At 71.4% G+C, this 17,001-nt stretch carries 16 protein-coding genes and 2 tRNA genes; 12 read left to right on the forward strand and 6 right to left on the reverse strand.

The genetic code is table 11. From position 1 onward, the window contains the following. The first annotated feature begins 267 nt into the window (after window positions 1–267). Window positions 268–3,015: a pyruvate dehydrogenase (acetyl-transferring), homodimeric type gene (aceE, locus tag ACWAT2_RS02540; protein ID WP_402371318.1), complete on the forward strand. Its 2,748-nt coding sequence runs from the start codon at window positions 268–270 to the stop codon at window positions 3,013–3,015. 102 nt (window positions 3,016–3,117) lie between these two features. Here the strand turns inward: aceE and ACWAT2_RS02545 are convergent, their stop codons facing one another. Further along, window positions 3,118–3,816 (reverse strand): hypothetical protein, encoded by a 699-nt coding sequence (locus ACWAT2_RS02545; RefSeq protein WP_402371316.1) that lies wholly within the window; start codon window positions 3,814–3,816, stop codon window positions 3,118–3,120. 108 nt (window positions 3,817–3,924) lie between these two features. On the opposite strand from ACWAT2_RS02545, the gene ACWAT2_RS02550 reads away from it, so the two are divergent. The 5 genes from ACWAT2_RS02550 (at window position 3,925) to ACWAT2_RS02570 (ending at window position 8,881) form a co-directional block, all read left to right on the forward strand. Further along, complete coding sequence (locus ACWAT2_RS02550) at window positions 3,925–5,088, forward strand: PucR family transcriptional regulator (protein WP_402371314.1); 1,164 nt, start codon at window positions 3,925–3,927, stop codon at window positions 5,086–5,088. Between the two features lie 98 nt (window positions 5,089–5,186). Further along, entirely contained in the window at window positions 5,187–6,158 is a 972-nt protein-coding gene (locus ACWAT2_RS02555; protein ID WP_402371311.1) for an ACP S-malonyltransferase, read from the forward strand. Further along, window positions 6,155–7,165 (forward strand): beta-ketoacyl-ACP synthase III, encoded by a 1,011-nt coding sequence (locus tag ACWAT2_RS02560; RefSeq protein WP_402371309.1) that lies wholly within the window; start codon window positions 6,155–6,157, stop codon window positions 7,163–7,165. The genes ACWAT2_RS02555 and ACWAT2_RS02560 overlap by 4 nt, the downstream gene beginning before the upstream one ends. A gap of 104 nt (window positions 7,166–7,269) precedes the next feature. Beyond that, window positions 7,270–7,518, forward strand: a complete 249-nt coding sequence (locus tag ACWAT2_RS02565) for an acyl carrier protein (RefSeq protein WP_106269616.1) — start codon at window positions 7,270–7,272, stop codon at window positions 7,516–7,518. A 112-nt stretch (window positions 7,519–7,630) separates the two neighbouring features. Then, window positions 7,631–8,881 carry a beta-ketoacyl-[acyl-carrier-protein] synthase family protein gene (locus ACWAT2_RS02570; protein ID WP_402371307.1) on the forward strand — a complete coding sequence of 417 codons (1,251 nt, stop codon included), beginning with the start codon at window positions 7,631–7,633 and terminating at the stop codon, window positions 8,879–8,881. Window positions 8,882–8,958: 77 nt separating this feature from the next. Here the strand turns inward: ACWAT2_RS02570 and ACWAT2_RS02575 are convergent, their stop codons facing one another. Further along, the gene (locus tag ACWAT2_RS02575) at window positions 8,959–9,459 is read right to left on the reverse strand and encodes a DUF3145 domain-containing protein (RefSeq protein WP_402371305.1); all 501 of its coding nucleotides are present in this window, start codon (window positions 9,457–9,459) and stop codon (window positions 8,959–8,961) included. A 160-nt stretch (window positions 9,460–9,619) separates the two neighbouring features. Further along, window positions 9,620–10,105, reverse strand: a complete 486-nt coding sequence (def, locus tag ACWAT2_RS02580) for a peptide deformylase (RefSeq protein WP_402371302.1) — start codon at window positions 10,103–10,105, stop codon at window positions 9,620–9,622. A 104-nt stretch (window positions 10,106–10,209) separates the two neighbouring features. Between def and ACWAT2_RS02585 the strand changes: the two genes are divergently transcribed. The 3 genes from ACWAT2_RS02585 to ACWAT2_RS02595 all read left to right on the forward strand — a co-directional run bounded on the left by ACWAT2_RS02585 (window position 10,210) and on the right by ACWAT2_RS02595 (window position 11,923). Continuing rightward, a tRNA-Ile gene (locus ACWAT2_RS02585) sits at window positions 10,210–10,286 on the forward strand. Between the two features lie 47 nt (window positions 10,287–10,333). Continuing rightward, window positions 10,334–10,516, forward strand: coding sequence for a hypothetical protein (locus ACWAT2_RS02590; RefSeq protein WP_402371300.1), 183 nt, complete (start codon window positions 10,334–10,336; stop codon window positions 10,514–10,516). Window positions 10,517–10,534: 18 nt separating this feature from the next. Then, window positions 10,535–11,923, forward strand: a complete 1,389-nt coding sequence (locus tag ACWAT2_RS02595; protein ID WP_402371297.1) for a metallopeptidase domain-containing protein — start codon at window positions 10,535–10,537, stop codon at window positions 11,921–11,923. 24 nt (window positions 11,924–11,947) lie between these two features. Here the strand turns inward: ACWAT2_RS02595 and ACWAT2_RS02600 are convergent, their stop codons facing one another. Next, window positions 11,948–12,121, reverse strand: a complete 174-nt coding sequence (locus ACWAT2_RS02600; RefSeq protein WP_402371295.1) for a CsbD family protein — start codon at window positions 12,119–12,121, stop codon at window positions 11,948–11,950. Between the two features lie 94 nt (window positions 12,122–12,215). Here ACWAT2_RS02600 and ACWAT2_RS02605 point away from each other — a divergent pair, with 94 nt between their 5' ends. The 3 genes from ACWAT2_RS02605 to ACWAT2_RS02615 all read left to right on the forward strand — a co-directional run bounded on the left by ACWAT2_RS02605 (window position 12,216) and on the right by ACWAT2_RS02615 (window position 14,395). Beyond that, entirely contained in the window at window positions 12,216–12,731 is a 516-nt protein-coding gene (locus ACWAT2_RS02605) for a hypothetical protein (protein WP_402371293.1), read from the forward strand. A gap of 29 nt (window positions 12,732–12,760) precedes the next feature. Further along, window positions 12,761–12,833 (forward strand) — tRNA-Asn (locus tag ACWAT2_RS02610). 101 nt (window positions 12,834–12,934) lie between these two features. Continuing rightward, window positions 12,935–14,395 (forward strand): MDR family MFS transporter, encoded by a 1,461-nt coding sequence (locus tag ACWAT2_RS02615; RefSeq protein ID WP_402371291.1) that lies wholly within the window; start codon window positions 12,935–12,937, stop codon window positions 14,393–14,395. 14 nt (window positions 14,396–14,409) lie between these two features. Here ACWAT2_RS02615 and ACWAT2_RS02620 read toward each other — a convergent pair whose 3' ends face one another. Then, entirely contained in the window at window positions 14,410–14,976 is a 567-nt protein-coding gene (locus ACWAT2_RS02620) for a Dps family protein (protein ID WP_402371289.1), read from the reverse strand. 64 nt (window positions 14,977–15,040) lie between these two features. Continuing rightward, window positions 15,041–16,996, reverse strand: a complete 1,956-nt coding sequence (dnaG, locus tag ACWAT2_RS02625) for a DNA primase (protein ID WP_402371286.1) — start codon at window positions 16,994–16,996, stop codon at window positions 15,041–15,043. Window positions 16,997–17,001 lie beyond the last annotated feature (5 nt).

Below are 17,001 nucleotides of genomic sequence, written 5' to 3' on the forward strand. Positions count from 1 at the left end.
AGTGCACGCGGCGCCGTCGTGCGCGCCGGTCCACCGCCCCCGGCGGCGCCCTCGACCGAGTCCGGACACATCACCATGACGTAGATCACGGATTCTTGACCGCCGCCTGGTGTCCGGGCTGAGAAAGTCAGGACACAATGAGTAGTGACCACCCCGTGGGTGGACCGCGCCGTCGCGACCCCGGCGACGCGGCCGCCCGTGCACGGGACGCCTGACACGAGCGGTCGCCGGACCACGGCGGCAGCCCGCAGAAGAGAGAGGTTGCTGGTGGCTTCGTACGACGAGACCGGACCGCTGATCGACGGTCCGCTCAGCGCGGTACCGGACATCGACCCGTCGGAGACGTCGGAGTGGATGGAGTCCCTGGACGGGCTGATCGACGACAAGGGCGGCCCACGGGCGCGCTACGTGATGCTCAACCTGATGCGTCGCGCACGCGAGCGCAGCGTGCAGATCCCCACCTCGGTGGCGACCCCGTACGTCAACACCATCGGTGTGCACGAGGAGCCCTACTTCCCCGGCGACGAGGCCATGGAGCGCAAGTACCGCTCCTGGAACCGCTGGAACGCCGCCGTCATGGTGACGCGCGCCCAGCGTCCCGGTCTGTCCGTCGGCGGGCACATCTCCTCCTACGCCTCCGTGGCGACGCTCACCGAGGTCGGCCTGAACCACTTCTTCCGCGGCAAGGACCACGCGGGCGGCGGCGACCAGATCTACTTCCAGGGCCACTCCTCCCCCGGCATGTACGCGCGGGCGTTCCTCGAGGGCCGGCTCAGCGCCGACCAGCTCGACGGGTTCCGGCAGGAGAAGTCGCACCCCGGCGGCGGCCTGCCGTCGTACCCCCACCCGCGGCTCATGCAGGACTTCTGGGAGTTCCCGACGGTCTCCATGGGCCTCGGCCCGGCCTCGGCCATCTACCAGGCCTGGACGAACAAGTATCTCGAGAACCGCGGGATCAAGGACACCAGCCAGCAGGACGTCTGGGCGTTCCTCGGCGACGGCGAGATGGACGAGCCCGAGTCGCGCGGCCTGATCCAGCACGCGGCGCACCAAGGCCTGGACAACCTGACGTTCGTCGTGAACTGCAACCTGCAGCGCCTCGACGGTCCCGTCCGCGGCAACGGCAAGATCATGCAGGAGCTGGAGGCGCAGTTCCGCGGCGCCGGCTGGAACGTCATCAAGGTCGTCTGGGGCCGCGAGTGGGACGCGCTGCTCAACGCGGACAAGGACCGCGCCCTGGTCAACCTCATGAACTCCACTCCGGACGGCGACTTCCAGACCTACCGTGCGGAGTCGGGCGCGTTCATCCGCGAGCACTTCTTCGGCCGCGACCCGCGCACCAAGGCCCTCGTCGAGAACATGACCGACGACGACATCTGGAACATGAAGCGCGGCGGGCACGACTACCGCAAGATCTACGCGGCCTATGCGGCCGCTCGCGCGCACACCGGCCAGCCGACCGTCATCCTCGCCCAGACCGTGAAGGGTTACGCCCTCGGTTCGGGCTTCGCCGGCCGCAACGCCACGCACCAGATGAAGAAGGTCAAGAACACCGACCTCAAGGTGCTGCGCGACACTCTGCACATCCCCCTGACGGACGAGCAGATCGACGCCGAGCCGAACATGCCGCCGTACTACCACCCGGGCATGGACGACGACGCGGTCCAGTACATGCTGGAGCGTCGCCGCCAGCTCGGCGGGTTCGTCCCCGAGCGCCGCTCGAAGGCGAAGCCGATCAAGCTCCCCGAGGCGAAGACGTACGAGCTGCTCAAGAAGGGCTCGGGCACGCAGGAGGTCGCCTCGACCATGGCGTTCGTGCGCCTGCTCAAGGACCTCATCAAGGACAAGGGCATCGGCCCGCGCATCGTGCCGATCATCCCTGACGAGGCACGGACGTTCGGTCTCGACGCGATCTTCCCGAGCGCGAAGATCTTCAACACCGTCGGCCAGAACTACCTCGCGGTGGACCGTGAGCTCATGCTGAGCTACAAGGAGTCCGAGTCCGGGCAGATCATGCACACCGGCATCAACGAGGCCGGTTCCGCGTCTGCCTTCCAGGCGGTCGGCACCTCCTACGCCACGCACGGTGAGCAGATGGTGCCGTTCTACATCTTCTACTCGATGTTCGGCTTCCAGCGCACGGGCGACCAGTTCTGGGCCGCCGGCGACCAGCTCACGCGCGGTTTCATCATCGGCGCGACGGCGGGACGCACCACCCTGACGGGTGAGGGCCTCCAGCACGCGGACGGCCACTCGCCCCTGCTGGCCGGCACCAACACCGCGATGGTCCAGTACGACCCGGTGTACGGCTACGAGATCCGGCACATCGTGCGGGACGGCATCGAGCGGATGTACGGCGACGGCTCCGACGGCCGGGACCAGAACGTCATGTACTACCTCACGGTGTACAACGAGCCGATGGTCCAGCCGGCCGAGCCGGAGGACGTCGACGTCGAGGGCATCCTGCGAGGCATCCACCGCATCTCCGTCGAAGGCGGCGAGGGCCCCCGTGCTCAGCTCCTGGCATCCGGTGTGGGTGTTCCGTGGGCGCTCGAGGCGCAGCAGCTGCTGCGCGACGACTGGGGCGTCTCCGCCGACGTGTGGTCCGTGACGAGCTGGAACGAGCTGCGCCGGGACGCGCTGGCCGCGGAGAAGGACGCCCTGATCGACCCCGCGTCCGAGCCCCGCGTCCCCTACCTGACGCAGAAGCTCGGCGACGCGTCCGGTCCGTTCATCGCCTCCAGCGACTACGACCACCTGGTCCCCGACCAGATCCGGGCATGGGTCCCGGGCGACTACGCGGTGCTCGGTGCCGACGGCTTCGGCTTCTCGGACACCCGCGCGGCAGCCCGTCGACACTTCCTCATCGACGGTCCGTCGATGGTCGTCAAGACGCTCCAGCAGCTCGCCCGCCGCGGTGAGGTGCCTCGCGAGGTCGTCGCCCAGGCGGTCGAGAAGTACCGGCTGACCGACGTCACGGCCGGTACGTCCGGCTCCGCCGGCGGGGACAGCTGACCGCCTGCCCGCACGACGACGGCCCCCGCACCGATGTTCTCGGTGCGGGGGCCGTCGTCGTCCCCGGCTACTACCTCGGCGCGAACGCTCCTCCCTCGGAAGCTAGGTCGGGGATCCGGGCGTGGTGACGTCGGCGCTCTCCGCCGCCTCCACCAGCGCGGTGAGCTCCGCGTGCATCGGCGCCACGGCCTGCGTGTCCGGGTGCTCCGCCAGGGTGGCGAGATGCTGTCGCGCCTCGAAGACGCGTTCCGCCTCGATCGCCGCCAGCACGAGCTGGCGCCCCACCCCGGGCGTCTGCTCGCGCACCCGCCAGTGCCCGATGCCCAGGCCGAGCGCCTCGACGGGCATCCCGGCGTCACGCAGGATCTGCAGGCTCTCGGCGAGGGCCTCGCCCGTCCCTTCGCGTTCCGCCGCCGTGGCGAACCGGCGTGCCGCGCCCTCCGGGTCCTCGAGCACCGAGAGCCGCCCCAGCTCGAGCAGGGGCCGCCACGCCTTGGGATGGCCCGCGAGCTCCTCGGCGAGCGACCACACCGCCAGGTCCGCCGCCTCCTGGCGGTGAACCTCCTCCTCCGGCGCCGTCAACGGATCCTCGACCGTGGGCTCCACCGCCCGGCGCCGGACCAGATCGGCCAGCGCATCGAAAGCACGAGCATCGTTCGGGTCGTCCTGCAGCAGCGCCCGTAGCGCGTCCTCGTGGGCCGTGTCCCCGAACCGGCGGGTCTCCGTCGGTCGCCGCGTCCCCACGCGCGACGTCGAGCGCTGTCGGTGCAGGAGCTGGCGGAGTCGGGGCATCAGAGCCATGTCTCGACCATATCCGCTAGCGGCTCTCGGGGCCGGACAGAGCGTCCGGCGTGCGCTCGTCACCGCTGGTTTGTGCACTCTCCACAACGAGGGGCCTATCCTCGTGGCATGCCGACCTCGACCGTCTCGCGCGACGAGAACGTCCAGCGCGTCCGTGAAGGCCTCGGCCTGCTCACCGCGGCGGCGATGCGCCGCCTCGACGAGGAGATCGCCTGGTACCGCCAGCTCCCCGCCGAGGACCGCTCCTACGTCGCGCTCGTCGCCCAGACCGGCATCAACGCGTTCGTCACGTGGTTCGCGGACCCCCAGCAGACCCCGCACGGGGTCGGCGAGATGTTCGCCGCCGCACCGCCCGAGCTGACCCGCTCGATCTCCCTGCAGCACACGCTGCAGCTCGTCCGCCTCATGGTCGACGTCGTGGAGTCGCACTCGGACCAGATCGCCTCGCCCGGTTACGAGCGTGAGCTGCGGGAGGCGGTGCTGCGCTACTCCCGGGAGGTCGCCTTCTCCGCGGCGGAGGTCTACGCCCGGGCCGCCGAGGTGCGTGGCGCCTGGGACGCCCGCCTGGAGGCACTGGTCGTCGACGCGATCGTGCGTGGCGACACGGACGACGCCCTGCGTTCCCGCGTCTCGGCGCTCGGGTGGACCGGCCGGGGCCACGCGCTCGTCGTCGTCGGCGAAGCCACGACCGGCCTGGACGACGTCGGCACCGCGGACCTGCGGCGCGCAGCCCGGCGCGCGGCCGGTGACACCCTCGTGGGGATCCATGGCGACCGCCTCGTGCTCGTGCTCGGCGGCGAGGGTGACCTCGTCACGGCGGCGAGCTCCCTGATCGGCCGGTTCGGCCCGGGTCCCGTGGTCTTCGGGCCGGTCGTGGCGAACATCACCGAGGCGCCGTCGTCCGCCCGGTCGGCCCTGGCCGGGCTCGCCGCGGCGCCCGCCTGGCCGCAGGCGCCGCGGCCGGTGCTGGCCGACGACCTGCTGCCGGAACGCGTGCTGACCGGCGACCGCACCGCCCGCCGGATCCTCGTCGCGCAGGCGTACCGCCCCTTGCAGGAGGCCACGGGGTCCGTCCTGGAGACACTGTCGGCCTACCTGGGCACGGGCCGCTCGCTCGAGGCGGCCGCGCGCCGGCTCTACGTGCACCCCAACACGGTCAGGTATCGGCTCCGGAAGGTCTCCGAGATCACCGGCTGGGACCCGCTCGACGCCCGCGAGTCGTTCGTCCTGCAGGTGGCGCTGGCGCTCGGCCAGCTCGGCCCCGAGGACTGAGGCGGCCGACGGCGGTTGAGGATTCCCACAATCGCCCACCGTGAGGTTGGTACGGGTCGCCACGCTCCATGGCGGGTTCCAGGTGGCACCGTGGACTCGTGCTCGCCGTCGTCTGCCCTGGACAGGGCTCTCAGACCCCCGGGATGCTCAGCCCCTGGCTGGAGCTGCCCGGAACCACCGACCTGCTCGACTCGTTCTCCGCGGCCGCGGGCTGCGACCTGACGCTGCACGGCACGACCTCGGACGCGGAGACCATCCGTGACACCGCCGTCGCCCAGCCGCTCATCGTCTCGGCCTCCCTGGCCGCCCTGCGGGCGATCCTGGACGGTCGCCCGGCGACCGACGTCGTGGACGTCACGGCCGGGCACTCGGTCGGTGAGCTGTCCGCCGCCGCCGTGGCCGGCGTGCTCGACGACGCCGGAGCCGTCGGCCTCGTGTCGCACCGCGGTCGGGCCATGGCCGACGCCGCGGCGTCGGCCTCGTCCGGGATGAGCGCCGTCGTCGGCGGCGACCCCGACGAGGTGCTGGCCGCCATCGAGGCCGCGGGGCTCTTCCCCGCGAACGTCAACGGCGGTGGACAGGTCGTCGCTGCCGGTGACGACGAGCGCCTCGCCGCGCTCCCCGAGAACCCTCCTGCCCGCACCCGCGTGATCCCGCTCCCGGTGGCCGGTGCCTTCCACACCCCGTTCATGGACGCGGCGCGCACCTCCTTCGAGAAGGTCGCGACGACGTGGCTCGCCACCGACCCGCGCCTGCCGCTGCTCAGCAACGCCGACGGCAGGGACTACTCCGGGCTCGGTGAGGGGGCCCACGGCCACGGCCGCTCCCCGGACGTCCTCGCACGGCTCACTGCGCAGATCACGGCGCCCGTGCGCTGGGACCGGTGCCAGGAGACGCTCGCGGAGCGGGGCGTCACCGGCATCCTCGAGCTGGCGCCCGGCGGTGTCCTGACCGGCCTGGCCAAGCGGGCGCTCAAGGGCGTCGAGTCGGTGGCCGTGAAGTCGCCCGCGGACGTCGAGGCCGCCCGCGATCTGATCGCTCGCCACTCGGCCGTCGGCGCGGCCGCATGAGCGCGCGCAGGACGCTGCGCCAGGCGGAGCCCGTCCGGTACTCGCGGCTCCTCGCCGTCGCCGCCGAGCGCGGCAGCGAGACGGTCACCAACGACGACGTCGCGGGCCCGATCGACTCGTCCGACGAGTGGATCCGTCAGCGCACCGGCATCGTCACGCGTCGTCGTGCCACCGCCGACGTCGACGTCCTCGACCTCGCAGAGGCCGCGGCCCGCAAGGCGATGGACGCCGCCGGCCTGCGCGGTGCCGACATCGACGCGGTGATCCTGTCGACCATCACGTACTTCCACCAGACACCGTCGGGCGCCGCCGTGCTGGCCGACCGTCTCGGGGCGACGCCGGCCGCGGCCTACGACATCTCGGCGGCCTGCGCGGGGTACGCGTACGGCATCGGGCAGGCGGACGCCCTGGTGCGCTCCGGCGCCGCGCGCAACGTCCTGGTGATCGGCGCGGAGAAGCTCAGCGACATCATCGACCCCACCGACAGGTCGATCTCGTTCCTGCTGGGAGACGGCGCGGGCGCGGCCGTCGTGGGCCCTTCCGACGTGCCGGGCATCGGCCCGACCGTCTGGGGCTCGGACGGCTCGAAGGCGCAGGCGATCCGCCAGACGCACTCCCTGCAGGAGCTGGCGGCCGACGGGACGCTCGGCATGCCGACACTCCGCCAGGACGGCCAGACCGTCTTCAAGTGGGCCAGCTTCCAGATGGCCCCGATCGCGGCCAAGGCGATGGCCGAGGCGGGCGTCGAACCGGGAGACATCCAGGTGTTCGTGCCCCACCAGGCGAACATGCGGATCATCGACCAGATGGTCAAGCAGCTCAAGCTGCCCGAGTCGGTGGTCGTCGCCCGCGACATCGCCGACTCCGGGAACACCTCGGCAGCGTCGATCCCGCTCGCCACCGAGCGGTTGCTCGCCGAGGGCAGCGCGCGTCCCGGCGACCTGGCGCTGCAGATCGGGTTCGGCGCCGGCCTCGTCTACGCCGCACAGGTGGTCGTGCTCCCGTAGCCACGCCCCGTAGAGTCCGAACCCGGTGGTGCGCGAGAATCGCACTGCCACACCCCGACCCGGTGCCGGACGGCCGGTACCCAGTACAAGGAGATACGCACCTCATGGCTCACACTGCTTCCGAGATCCTCGAAGGCCTCGCCGAGATCGTCGCCGAGGAGACCGGCCTGCCGACCGACGCCGTCGTCGCCGAGAAGTCCTTCACCGACGACCTCGACATCGACTCGCTGTCGATGATGACGATCGTCACCCACGCCGAGGACAAGTTCGGCGTCCGCATCCCGGACGACGAGGTCAAGAACCTCGCGACCGTCGGCGACGCCGTGAAGTACATCGAGGGCGCGCAGGCCTGATCCGCTCAGCCTGATCGGCGTTCCCACGCCGTCGCCGCGCGGGCGGGCCTCCTCCGGCCCGCCCGCGCGGTCCCCCGCAAAACCACACGCACTGAACCTCAGGAGCTCCCCCATGACCGCTGCTGCCTCGCGCGAGGTCGTCGTCACCGGCCTCGGCGCCACCACCCCGCTCGGCGGCGACGTGCCCACCACCTGGTCGGCCGCGCTGGCCGGCGAGTCGGGCGCGCGGACCATGGAGAACGACTGGTCGGAGAAGTACGGCATCCCCGTCACCTTCGCCGCGACCATCAAGGTCAAGCCGGACGAGGTGCTGCCCCGGCCCGAGATCAAGCGGATGGACCCGTCCGCGCAGTACGCGATGATCGCGGCGCGGGAGGCCTGGCAGGACGCCGGCGCCCCGGAGGTCGACGGCGAGCGGCTCGGTGCGGTCGTCTCGTCCGGCATCGGCGGCATCTGGACCACCCTGGACGGCTGGGACACCCTGCGGGACCGGGGCGCACGCCGCGTGCTCCCCATGACGGTGCCCATGCTCATGCCGAACTCGCCGGCCGCCTACGTCTCGCTCGAGCTCGGTGCGCAGGCCGGCGCGCACGCGCTCGTCTCGGCCTGCGCCTCCGGCGCCGAGGCGATCGGGTACGGCATGGACATGATCCGCAACGGCCGCGCCGACGTCGTCGTCTGCGGCGGCACGGAGGCGACCATCCACCCGATGCCGATCGCGGCCTTCGCGGCGTCCCGCACCCTGTCCCTGCGCAACGACGACCCGGCCGGCGCCTCGCGGCCGTACGACGTCGACCGCGACGGCTTCGTCATCGGCGAGGGCGCGGCCGTCGTCGTGCTGGAGAGCGCGGAGCACGCCGCTGCCCGCGGCGCCCGGGTGTACGCGCAGCTCGCCGGAGTGGGCCTCTCGGCCGACGCCTACCACATCACCTCCCCGGACCCCGAGGGCAAGGGGCAGGTCTCGGCCATGCGCCGGGCGCTCGCCGACGCCGGCGCGACCGGGCCCGACGTCGTGCACATCAACGCGCACGCCACCTCCACCAAGGTCGGGGACCTGACCGAGACGCGATCGATCCGTGCCCTGCTCGGATCGGACGCCGACCACGTGCAGCTCTCCGCGACGAAGTCGATGACGGGCCACCTGCTCGGTGGTGCCGGGGCGCTGGAGACGTTGTTCGCGGTCAAGGCCGTGCACGAGCGGCTCGCACCACCGACGATCAACGTCGCGAACCCTGATCCAGAGCTCCAGGTCCCGCTGGTCCGCGACCAGCCGTCGGCGCTGCCCGACGGTGACATCGTGGCGCTCAACAACTCGTTCGGGTTCGGCGGACACAACGTGGCGCTGGCGGTGACGAACGTCTGACCTGCGGAGCAGCCCGAGCGGGTGCAACGGCAGACGGCCCGGCGCGAGAGGTTCTCGCGCCGGGCCGTCTGCCGTTCTCACCCGACGCGGTGCAGCCAGCGCACGGGGGCGCCCTCACCGGCGTACCGGAAGGGCTCGAGCTCGTCGTCCCACGCGCTGCCCAGCACGAGGTTCATCGCTGCCCGCAACGCGTGCGGGTCGTGGATCGACTCCATCGCGCTGCGCACCCTGTCCTCGGGCACGACCACGTTGCCGTGGACGTCGGTCATCGCGTGGAAGAGACCCAGGTCCGGGGTGTGCGACCACCGGGCACCGTCCGCCCCATGGCTGGCATCCTCGGTGACCTCGTAGCGCAGGTGGTCCCACCCGCGCAGGGCGGAGGCCAACGCTGCACCCGTCCCCTGGGTGCCCTGCCACGGATATTCCGCGCGGTAGAGCCCTCTGGCCGCCGGCTGGGGCGACCAGTCGAGCGACACGTCTCCGCCCAGCACGTTGCCCGCCGCCCACTCGAGGTGGGGGCAGAGCGCGCGCGGCGCAGAGTGCACGAACAGCACGCCGCGGGTGATTGCGCCAGCCATCTTGTCCTCCCTGGGTTTCGAGGTCCGTCTTCCCCTACGTCCTCAAGACCCATGAAGCTGCTGGTCAGCGCACTTCTTCGGCGTGTCGCGTTGCGTTCCTCGTCACAGTCTGCCCGAACCCCCACGCCCGTGCGAGAGGAATCCAGACATTTGAGGCACCTCAGAGGCGCTCTCGCAGCTCCCGCATGGCCTTCTTCCGGGTTCCCCGCTCGAGGCGGTCCAGATAGAGCTTGCCGTCGAGGTGGTCGCACTCGTGCTGCAGGCACCTCGCCATGAGGTCGGTCCCCTCGACCACGACCGGCTCGCCGTCCAGGTCGATCCCCTCGACCCGGGCGTACCACGCACGCTCGGTCGGGTAGTAGAGCCCGGGCACGGAGAGGCAGCCCTCGTCGCCGTCCTGCGTCTCCTCGGAGAGGTCGACGATCCGGGGGTTGAGCACGTAGCCGATCTCGTCGTCGACGTTCCACGAGAACGCCCGCAGGCTCACCCCGATCTGGTTGGCGGCCAGTCCGGCACGGCCCTCGGCGTCCACGGTCTCGAGGAGATCGTCGACGAGTCCGCGGACCCGGTCGTCGATCGTCGTGATCTCGTCGCACGCCGTGCGCAGCACGGGGTCGGGCACCACCCGGATCTCTCGCATCGCCATGGCGGTCATTCTTCCACGTCGAGGCCATGACCTGCGGCATCCAGGCGCCCGACGACGGTACGTCACACCGGCGGGTCGGTGACGTTCCGATAGGCTCACGCCGCGCCCCGTTAGCTCAGCTGGTCAGAGCAGTCGACTCATAATCGATCGGTCGCGGGTTCAAGTCCCGCACGGGGCACCATCCCCCCTGCGGGTATCACCAGGCCGCCGCCCGGCCTCTCTTCGGGTATGGACATCGCACGTTCCGTGCTCGTCCTCGACGACAGCTCCGATCTCGCCGAGATGCTGGAGAGCGCCACCTGGCTGAACCGGCGTCGCGTCGACGACGTCCAGGTTCGCCTCCGCGCGCTCACCTCCTCGCCGCGAGCCGGGCCCGACTGCGCACCGAGCTGCGGCGGCTCGGCGCGCTGACCGGCCGAGGTGAGTCCGATGGCAGAGATCTGCCGTGACATCGACGAATGGATCGAGGAGGAGGTCTCCCGCCCCATCGAGGAGTGGGAGGAGCGACAGGAGGAGAGGTGCCGCGAGGAGGAGTGCAACTGGTGGATGCTCTGCCTGAACAAGCTCTTCTGCTGGTTGGTGACGGTACTGGTCAAGGTGGTGCGCTGGATCGTCGTCACCGTCGGGCGCTGGGTGACCCGCACCGTGTGCACGATCATCGCCATCGTCGTCGACCTGGTCGTGGCGCTCGCGACCGGGCTGTGGGACGTCGTCGTCGGCATCTTCACGTGGGACTGGGAGCGGGTGCGGGACGGCTTCGTCACGGTCCTCGGCGGCGCGCTCGTGGCCGTGCTCGGGCTGCTGCGCGTCGGCCTGCTGCTGGACACGGTCGACTTCGTCCGCGAGGAGATCCAGGAGTCGCGGCTGCGCGATCACGTCCGCGGACTGCTCGCTCGCCGGTTCGCCAGGGATCCCGAGGCCCTCGCAGCGGCACGTCGGGCGACGGGAGTGGACCACGGCGCGTTCGGCCTGCGCCTGCTGGGCCGGGCCACGCGGGCCTTCGTCCGGTCCGACCGCACCGGTCCGGACGGTGGCGTCCCCGAGCTGGTCCGCTGGCACGAGGACCCTGCGCTCGACATCGACGTCCGCGTGCTGGCCGGCTACGACAGCGAGGGCTTCTGGCGACACGGACGCCCGCAGGTCGTCGGGGCCGATGAGAGGCAGGTGGACGCCTACCTGCGCGACCGCGGCGGCCGCAGCTTTCAGATCTACCCGATGAGCGAGGGCACCCTGCGGCACAAGACGTCTGTCTGTGCCGAGCGGTCGCGCGAGCTGGGCCTCATCTACCAGTTCGTCCTGGACGAGCGCGAGGTCACCGACCCGGCCCACGTGGTGCTCACCACGGGTCAGGACGACTACGACATCGACGTGCTGGGCCGGGTCAACGAGCGCGTCGACCCGGTGGGTGCACGCGAGGACCTCCCGACGCCGCACGCCGGGACGGTCTTCGCGTATGCGGGCACCCTCATCGGGTTGAGCGCCCACCTCGACGACGCCACCGGCGTCGACGGCACGCCGTTCCCCGGGAGCTTCACGTCGGGGGTGTCCGTACGGGACCGCGTCCCCGACCTCGTCTACGAGTACGTCCTCGCGCACGAGCTGGGCCACTACTTCGGTCTGACCCATGTGGACGGGTACCACCGGATCATGTACACGGCGAACCCCGATGCCGGGACGGCACCCGTCACGTGGTGGACGCTGCCGTCACTGATCCTCGTCGAGCAGCAGCCCAAGTTCGTGCTCGACGAGGCCAAGGCGGTGTGGGACTACATCGTCGCGGGCTTCCCGACGGAGGCGCTCACGACGCGCGCGCACTGACGCACGTCGTGAGTGCTCGTGTCGCTACTTCTTGAAGGCGTCCCTCACGTTGTCCCCCGCCTGCTTGAAGTTGGCCTTGGACTGGTCCGTCTCGCCCTCCGCCTGCAGCTTCTCGTCGTCCGACGCCTTGCCCGCGCCTTCCTTGAGCTTGCCCGCCGCCTCTTCCGCGGCGTGCTTGGCCTTGTCGCCGATACCCATGAGTGGCCTCCTTCGTCGGGCTATCGACGATACGAGCGCCAGGGTGTCGTCGCACCCGGGACATCGGCTGTCCGGCGGCCGCTACCGTGGCCCCATGTTCTCGCGCCGCCGACAGCTCACGCCCGCCGCCCGCCGTGCCGTCCCCGTCCGGGGAGGCGAACGGCACCTGGCAGCGGCCGAGCTGGCCGACGGCGGCCGGGCCGTGGCGACGACGGCGAGCCTGGCGGTCGTCAGCGGCGGCGACGACGCTCTGCTGACGCTGCGGCGCCCGTGGTGCGACGTCGACCGGGCGGCGTTCGACCCGGAGCGGTCGGTGCTGACGGTGGAGTGGGTCGACGCCGAGCCCGACCTGCGCCTGCAGATGACCGACCCGACGGTGACCGACCTTCCCGCCGTCCTGCACGAACGCGTCCTGTGGTCCGTCGTCCTGGCCGAGACCGTGGACGTGCCGGGCGGTCGGGTGAAGGTGGCGGTGCGGCGCCGGCCCGACGGCTCGCTGTTCTCCCAGGCGCTCGCCGAGGAGGGTGTCGACCTCGCCCGGCCGGAGATCGCCCACGTGGTGAACGCCACCGAGTCCAACCTGCGGGGTGCGTGCGGACTACCCCTGTGAACCTGGTATTGTTTTCTCCGGTTCGCCGATCCCGCGTAGCTCAGCTGGCAGAGCATCCGACTGTTAATCGGACGGTCACTGGTTCAAGTCCAGTCGCGGGAGCACCAGAAGAGGCCCTGTCACCGAGTTCGGTGGCAGGGCCTCTTTGCCGAGGTTCCTTCCGTAGCGGAATATCGCACCGCCGCCGCACGCTTGCCAGTGACGTGGCCCACAACACCTCCGTCGGACTGCGTTCCGAACGCGGACCGATCCTCCTCGCCCTCATGCTCTCCACAGCGTTGGTCGCGCTGGACGCGACGATCATCGCGACCGCGTCGGCGACCATCGCCAGAGACCTGGGCGGGTTCGAGCAGCTCCCGTGGCTCTTCTCGACCTATCTCCTGGCGCAGGCGGTGGGGACGCCGCTGTCCGGCCGCCTGGCGGACGTCCTCGGCCGCAAGCGCATGATGCTGGCCGGTGTCGCGCTGTTCTTCCTCGGGTCGGTGCTCTGCGGGGCCGCATGGTCGATGGGTGCCCTCATCGCGGGCCGCGTCCTGCAAGGGCTGGGCGCAGGTGCCGTGATGCCGGCGTCGCTGACCATCGCCGCGGACATCTACACGCTCGAGGAGCGCGCCAGAACGCAGGGCTATCTCGCGTCGGTGTGGGCGATCTCGTCGGTCGTCGGCCCGACGCTCGGCGGGGTCTTCTCGGAGTTCGTGAGCTGGCGCTGGATCTTCTTCGTCAACATCCCGCTCTGCGCGTTCGCCGCCTGGATGCTGGTGCGCCGCTACCACGAGTCCCCACGCGAGGGCGCACGGGAGCCCATCGACTACCTCGGTGCGGCCCTGCTGGCGAGCGGCAGCACCTTCCTGCTCCTGGGACTGCTGGAGGGCGGCAGCTCGTGGAGCTGGGACTCCCCCGCGTCCGTGGCGATCTTCGTGGCCGCCGCGGCCCTGCTCGCCGGGTTCGGGCTGCGGGCGCGCCGTGCGCGGCACCCGATCATCGACCTGGGCATCCTGCGACGGCGGGTGGTCGCCGTCCCCACAGCCGTGGCGCTGATGGTCGGCGTCATCGTGCTGGGGCTGGCCACCTACGTCCCGATCTACGCTCAGGGGGTGCTCGGCGTCGGACCCCTGGTGGCCGGCTTCGCCCTCGCGGCGATGATGGTCGGGTGGCCGCTGTCCGCCACCAACGCCGGCAGCCTCTACCTCCGGATCGGGTTCCGGCTGACCGCGATGATCGGTTCGTCCCTCGTGCTCACCGGGCTGGTGCTCGCCCTGCTGCTCGGCGCGTCGAGCGCGGTCGTCGCCGTCGCCGGCGTGTGCTTCCTGGTGGGCGTCGGGATGGGCCTCACCGCGGTTCCCACCTTGATCGCCGCCCAGTCGTCGGCGTCCTTCTCCGAGCGCGGCGCCGTGACGGGGACCAACATGTTCGCCCGGTCGCTGGGTTCCGCCGTCGGGGTCGCCGTCTGCGGGGCGATCGTCAACGCCCGCACCACCGCGGGGCCGGACGGCGTCCCGGAGGGTCCCGGACTCCTGTCGGCGATGCACGTCGTGTTCATCATGCTGGCCGTGTGCGCCGTGGTCCTCGTGGCGCTGACCACGCTGATGCCGGTCGACCGGCAGGAGGCGCGCGGACGCCGCGCGGGTGTGGCGGAGGATCCCGCCCCCACCCGCGCGGCATAGCGGCGGTCAGGTGGTCAGTCCGCGTCCCGGGCAGCTCGAGCCGCACCGAGCTCGGAGCTCTCACCAGCCGTGGACAGCTTCCCCGACGCCGACTCGAGGTGTGCCCGCACGAACCAGTGGAACTGCTCCAGGTCGCCCAGGTGCCCGATCAGCATGTCGTTGGTGACGTCGTCGAGCTCCTCGGTCGCCTTGGCGGCCTCGCGATGTGCGGTGATGACGCCCTCGTAGACCTCGTCGAGCGCGCCGAGGTGCTCGATGGTCGTGGCCCTGCCGAGGTGGTAGTCCTCCCAGGTGCGGGACGCGACGAGGGCTCCCGGCGTGCCCACGGGCTCCGCACCGAGCGTCGCGATCCGCTCGGCTGTGGCGTCCGTCATCAGGCGCACCGCGTCGACCTGCGGGTCGAGCATCTCGTGCACCGCGATGAAGTGCGGGCCCACTACGTTCCAGTGGACGTGCTTGAGGGTCAGGTGCAGGTCGGTGAGCGAGTTCAGCCGGCCCTGCAGGATCTCGGCGACCTTCGCACCGTCCTCGGCCGTCAGCGACGGCACGGTATAGGTGGGCACGTGCTTGGCAGCGGACATCAGCAGCTCCTTCTCTCGGGTCCGCCCATCGTGCCCAGGTGTGCTCGCCGCCGCGACCGGGGCGTCACGCGCTGTCGCGCAGCTCGCGACGCTCCTTCTCGATCGCGACGAGGCGTTCGAAGGCGATCCGGTAGGCCTCGGCGTCCGCAGCCGGGTCGAGCCGCTGGACGCGGCTCTTGGCATCCGCGATGCGGCGCGTGAGGCCGAGGTCGATGACCTTGCGGACGACGTCGGCCACGTAGGCCGCGATCACGTTCTCCCGGTCCTCGGGCACGGGAGCCACGGCCAGCTCCGTGACGAGGGGCCCGACGGCGTCGCCAGCCTCTTCGACCACCGACTCGACCCAGCGGCTCCCGCCGAGCCCTCGGCCGGTGCCGACGCCGCCGGCCGCCCGGACGGCTGCGTGCACGGCACGCCACGCGGGCGTGGCGAACGCGTCCTCGTCCAGCCCGTCGAACGTCGCGGGGACGTGCTGGGGATACTGCAGCGCGACGACCAGGGCGAGCCGCTCGATGCGCGCCACCGGGTCGCGCGGGTCCGGTGCCGTCACCAGGGGCGTGACCGGCCCGTCCGTGCCCGACGCCGGCGCCTCGGCGCGCGAGCCCCGGACGTCGCGCTCGTCCCGCCGTCGGCCCGGCGCAGGGCGTCCGGAGACGCTGCCCACCTCTCGGCGGACCTCGTCCGGGTCGAGGCCGATCCACCGGGCGAGAGAGCGGCTGTAGCCGAGCTGCATCGAGCGGTCACGGATACCGGCCACGAGCGGCGCCGCTGCTCGCAGCGCGCCCACCCGGCCCTCGACGGTCTCGAGGTCGTAGGCGTCCAGGGTGGTGCGGATGACGAACTCGAACAGCGGGACACGGCCGTCCACGAGGGACTTGACCGCCTCGGGGCCGCGAGCCATGCGCAGGTCGCAGGGATCCATGCCGCTCGGCTCGACGGCCACGAACGTCTGGGCGTGGAAACGCTGGTCCTCGCCGAACGCCCGCATCGCCGCCTTCTGCCCGGCGGCGTCGCCGTCGAACGTGAAGATGATCTCGCCGCCCAGGGAGGCTCCCGAGGCGAGCTGGAGGCCGCCACCGGCGGTGGTGTCCCCCATGAGCCGCCGCACCACCTTGGCGTGGTCGCCGCCGAACGCGGTACCGCAGGTCGCCACGGCCACCTCCACGCCGGACAGGTGGGCCGCCATGACGTCGGTGTACCCCTCCACGATCACCACGCGCTTGGACTGCGCGATCGCACGCTTGGCCAGGTCGATGCCGTACAGGACGTGCGCCTTCTTGTAGAGGCTGGTCTCGGGGGTGTTGAGGTACTTGGGTCCCTGGTCCTCGTCGAACAGCTTGCGTGCGCCGAAGCCGATGACCGCACCGGTGACGTCGCGGATCGGCCAGACGAGCCGGCCGCGGAAGCGGTCGTAGATGCCGCGCTGGCCCTGGCTGACGAGCCCGGAGGCAACGAGCTCCGCCTGGGTGAAGCCGCGGCCCTGCAGGTGGCGCATCAGTGCGTCCCATCCGGTGGGCGCGAAGCCGAGACCGAACGTCTCGGCGTCGTCGCGGCCGAAGCTGCGCTCGGCGAGGAACGCCCGCGCGGCCTGCGCCCCGGGGGCGAAGAGCTGGTCGGCGTAGAACTCCGCGGCGACGCGGTGGGCCTCGATGAGCCGCTGCCGCCGTCCCGGCTCCTCCCGGGGTCCGCGCTGGGCGGCACCGCCGGTTCGCGAGTCCTCGTAGCGCAGCTGCATGCCGACCCGGTCCGCGAGGTGCTCGACGGCGTCGGTGAAGCCCATGCCGTCGATCTTCTGCACGAACGAGATGACGTCGCCGCCCTCGCCGCAGCCGAAGCAGTGCCAGCGGCCGACCCCCGGGCGCACGTGGAACGACGGCGTGCGCTCGTCGTGGAAGGGGCAGAGACCCTTCATCGAGCCGACGCCGGCCGTCTTCAGGGTGACGTACGCCGAGACGATCTCCTCGATCCGCGCGCGCTCGCGAACGGCCTCGACGTCCTCCCGTTTGATCAGCCCAGCCACGCAGG

It is taken from the genome of Isoptericola sp. GX10416 (assembly GCF_056590155.1).